The sequence below is a fragment of the Elusimicrobiota bacterium genome, from assembly GCA_018816525.1.
GTDB lineage: Bacteria > Elusimicrobiota > Endomicrobiia > CG1-02-37-114 > XYA2-FULL-39-19 > OXYB2-FULL-48-7.
This window is the reverse complement of sequence record JAHIVV010000039.1, coordinates 1-4007: the sequence shown is the minus strand read 5'-3', so window position 1 is coordinate 4007 and position 4007 is coordinate 1. Positions and strand designations below refer to the sequence as shown.

Below are 4007 nucleotides of genomic sequence, written 5' to 3'. Positions count from 1 at the left end.
CCGTCCGCAGGAGAAAGTATCAGCTTTTCATCCTGGATTATATTTCTATCCGGGTCGCGGAAAAATATAAGCAGGAAAATAGTTAAAAACAAAAAAACTGCAGCAACAACATAAAAGAACCAGTGTAACCTTGTCAAAATATATGAAGCTATTGCAAATATGACGAATATCTTTATTAAAACGAACCCGTCACCTGCAATTGGTATTTTCATCCTTGCTTTTTCTTCCAGTTTTCCGGCCTTAGAGACCTTACTGCCGCGCCTGCTTTCCACATTTCGGAATTTCTCATTTCCGAAAGTTCTTTTTCAAGTTTCTCTTTATAATCCGGCGCGCTGTTGACTCTGAGCACAATCTCTGTTTCTTTGCCGGTTTTTACGCTTTTGTACAAATCTTCGAAAACCGGTTCATAAGCTTTTCTGAATCTTGGCCGCCAATCAAGAGCGCCTCTCTGGGCCGTGGTGCTGCAGTTAGCATACATCCAGTCCATGCCATTTTCTGCTACCAGGCGGATTAAGCTCTGGGTCAATTCTTCAACTGTTTCATTGAATGCTTCACTGGGGCTGTGCCCATTCTTACGAAGCACGTTATATTGAGCATCAAGCATTCCGGCTAGCGCGCCCATAAGCGAGCCGCGTTCGCCTGTTAAATCGCTATAAACTTCCTGCTCAAATGTTGTGTGAAATAAATAACCTGACCCGACAACGATTCCTAATGCAAGACATCTATCCATGGCCCTGCCTGTAGCATCCTGAAATACGGCATAACTGGAATTAATACCGCTCCCAGACTGGAAATTTCTTCTGACATTCGTGCCTGAACCTTTTGGAGCAACCATTATTACATCAATATCAGCCGCTGGAATTACTTTTGTCTGCTCTTTATAGACTATTGAAAAACCGTGCGAAAAATAGAGCGCATCGCCTTTTTTAAGATGAGGTTTAATATTCGGCCATTGGATCATTTGGCCTGCGTCTGAAATAAGATACTGGATTATTGTCGCTCTTTCTGCGGCCTCTTCAAGGGTAAATAAAGATTTTCCCGGGACAAAACCGTCGTCTATGGCTTTTTGCCAATAAGCTTTCTCTTCAGGCCTCTGTCCGATGATTACGTTTACTCCATTATCTCTCATATTCAGCGCCTGGGCAGGCCCCTGAACCCCATAACCTAATACGGCAATTGTTTCTGATTTAAGAATTTCCTGGGCTTTCTTTAAAGGAAATTCATCTCTGGTAATGACTTCTTCCATCGTACCGCCAAAATCAATTTTCACGTCTGTGTCCTCCTAAATTAAATTTTAAATTTTTTTCTAAAAAAATCAACCCCTGGCCATAGCGACTATACCGGTCCTGACCATTTCTTTTATGCCGAACGGCTTCAACATGTCTATCAGGGCCTGGATTTTTTCTTCATCCCCGGTAATCTCAACCATAAGGGTTTCATGGCAGACATCGATAATGTCCGCACGGAAAATATCGACTATCTGCAGAATCTCCGGCCTGTTCGTCTTGTTGGCCTGTACTTTTATTAAAGCCATGTCTCTTTCAATATGTTTGGTTTCCGAATACTCAAATACTTTTATAACATCAACCAGCTTATTAAGCTGTTTTTCTATTTGTTCTAAAATTTTCACGTCTCCCCGCACCGCTATAGTCATTCTTGAAACACTCGGGTCATCCGTTTCGCCAACCGCGAGAGAATCTATATTGTAACCTCTGGCTGCAAAAAGGGTAGCAATCCTGGCTAATACACCTGATTTATTTTCAACTAAAGCTGATAACGTATGTCGCATTTCTTCCTCCTTAATACCCCATGCTAGTCGCTTGGAAGACTATGGGGTACATTCCTTTCTAAGCGAAACCTGTAATTATTTCATGAAGAGCTGCGCCTGCCGGAACCATGGGAAGCACGTTCTCTTCCTGTTCTACTATAAAATCTAAGACAACAGGTTTGTCTTTGACTTTCAATGCCTTTTCTAAAGTAGCAATAACCTGGTCTTTTTTAGTAGCTCTATAACCTTCGGCACCGTAAGCCTGTGCCAATTTCACAAAATCCGGGACAGGCCTTTCCGACTGGGTAAATAATTCAACAGCAGAATACCTGTGTTTATAAAACATCTCCTGCCACTGGCGCACCATGCCTAAATGAGCATTGTTTAATATGCAAACAACCACATTCACTTTATTAATAACAGCTGTAGCAAGTTCCTGAACATTCATTTGGAATGAACCGTCACCGGATATGTCAATAACTATCTTTTTTGGGTTGCCGAATTTTGCTCCGATTGCCGCCGGAAAACCATAACCCATCGTACCCAGCCCGCCGCTGGAAATAAAATACCTGGGGTGTTTCGGTTTATAGAATTGAGCCGCCCACATCTGGTGCTGCCCTACTTCTGTGGTAACAATAGCGTCGCCGCCGGTCAATTCTGTTATTTTTTCAATGACAAACTGCGGCCTCAATTTGGAATCATCTTTGTAGCCAAAAGGTTTTTCTTTTTTCCACTGATTGATCTGTTTAAGCCATTCAGTATGTTTTTTCTTGTTGACCTGTTTAACAAGTTCAATCAAAATATTTTTTGCATCTCCCACCACTGGAATATGAGCGGCGACATTTTTCGAAATGCTCGTGGGATCAATGTCAATATGCGCAATGGTTTTTGCTTTCGGCGCAAAACCGGAAAGCCGGCCGGTACACCTGTCATCAAAACGCGAACCAACGGCAATTATCAAGTCAGCATTCTGCATTGCGTGATTAGCCCAATACATTCCATGCATACCGAGCATTCCAAGATTAAGTTCATTGTCAGGAGGAAACGCGCCCAAAGCCATAAGAGTGGTTGTCACAGGAATATCCGCTTTATCCGCAAGTTCAAGAAGACATTCGCTTGCGTTCGCAATTATTACACCGCCGCCGACATAAAGGACAGGCCGTTCAGCTGAATTTATAGCATCAGCAAGTTTCTTTATCTGGAAAGGATGCCCTTTCAACGTAGGTTTATAGGACCTTATTTCAACTTTTTCTTTCCAAATAAATTCGGTTGAATTCCGCTGGACATCCGCCGGGATATCGATTAATACAGGTCCGGGCCTGCCGGAGGATGCTATATAAAAAGCCTGTTGGATTGTTTCAGCAAGGTCTTTGACGTCTTTAACTAAAAAATTATGTTTGGTGACCGGGCGCGTAATACCCGTGGTATCCGCTTCCTGAAACGCATCATTTCCGATAAGATGAGTCGGTACCTGACCGGTAAAAGCAACTAAGGGAATTGAATCCATATAAGCTGTTGCAAGGCCGGTAACAAGATTTGCTGCGCCAGGACCTGAGGTAGCAACACAAACACCCACTTTTCCCGTAGAACGCGCATAACCGTCTGCCATATGGGCTGCGCCCTGTTCATGCCGGGTAAGAATAAATTTTATACCCGAATCATATATGGCGTCAAATATCGGCAGGATCTGCCCGCCTGGTATTCCAAACATTATCTCCACATTTTCTTTTTTTAGCGATTCAATAAATATTTCTGCACCTGTTTTATCCATACCTCACCTCTTCTACCTCAACACCGCACCTTTGCTTGCTGAAGTAACCATTTTTGCGTATCTTGAAAGATACCCGATTTGAAACTTTTCCGGAGGTTTCTCCCATTTTGCCATTCGGGTACCAATTTCTGTATCTGTCAGTCTTACATTGAGTTGTCTTTTAGGAATATCAATGTTAATAGTATCTCCATCCCTGATTATAGAAATTTCTCCCCCGGATGCCGCTTCCGGACTGATATGCCCGATACAGGGGCCGCGGGTACCTCCGGAAAATCTTCCATCGGTAATAAGCGCCACGGAATCTGCCAGGCCCATGCCCTGGATTGTACTTGTCGGGCCTAACATTTCTCTCATGCCGGGACCGCCTTTCGGGCCTTCAAAATTAATTACGACAACATCGCCGGGTTTTATTTTCTTGCCAAGGATCGCAGCCATTGCTTTTTCTTCCGAATTAAATACTTTTGCTTT

5 protein-coding genes are annotated in these 4007 nt (G+C 43.2%); all 5 read right to left on the bottom strand.

What is annotated here, in order from left to right:
• A partial coding sequence (locus tag KKH91_04310; protein ID MBU0952033.1) for a phosphatidylserine decarboxylase family protein occupies positions 1-212 on the bottom strand: 212 nt, incomplete at its 3' end.
• The gene (ilvC, locus tag KKH91_04305) at positions 209-1246 is read right to left on the bottom strand and encodes a ketol-acid reductoisomerase (GenBank protein ID MBU0952032.1); all 1038 of its coding nucleotides are present in this window, start codon (positions 1244-1246) and stop codon (positions 209-211) included. The genes ilvC and KKH91_04310, both read right to left, overlap by 4 nt.
• A 69-nt stretch (positions 1247-1315) precedes the next feature.
• Positions 1316-1789 carry an acetolactate synthase small subunit gene (gene ilvN, locus KKH91_04300; GenBank protein ID MBU0952031.1) on the bottom strand — a complete coding sequence of 158 codons (474 nt, stop codon included), beginning with the start codon at positions 1787-1789 and terminating at the stop codon, positions 1316-1318.
• 58 nt (positions 1790-1847) lie between these two features.
• On the bottom strand, positions 1848-3539 hold the full coding sequence (gene ilvB / locus KKH91_04295) for a biosynthetic-type acetolactate synthase large subunit (GenBank protein ID MBU0952030.1): 1692 nt from the start codon (positions 3537-3539) through the stop codon (positions 1848-1850).
• Positions 3540-3551: 12 nt separating this feature from the next.
• On the bottom strand, positions 3552-4007 hold a 456-nt coding region (locus KKH91_04290; protein MBU0952029.1), incomplete at its 5' end, for a dihydroxy-acid dehydratase.

Bases quoted from the DNA above. Each gene is read 5' to 3' on its own strand.
- ilvB (MBU0952030.1), bottom strand. From the start codon at position 3,539: ATGGATAAAACAGGTGCAGAAATATTTATTGAATCGCTAAAAAAAGAA.
- ilvN (MBU0952031.1), bottom strand. From the start codon at position 1,789: ATGCGACATACGTTATCAGCTTTAGTTGAAAATAAATCAGGTGTATTA.
- ilvC (MBU0952032.1), bottom strand. From the start codon at position 1,246: ATGGAAGAAGTCATTACCAGAGATGAATTTCCTTTAAAGAAAGCCCAG.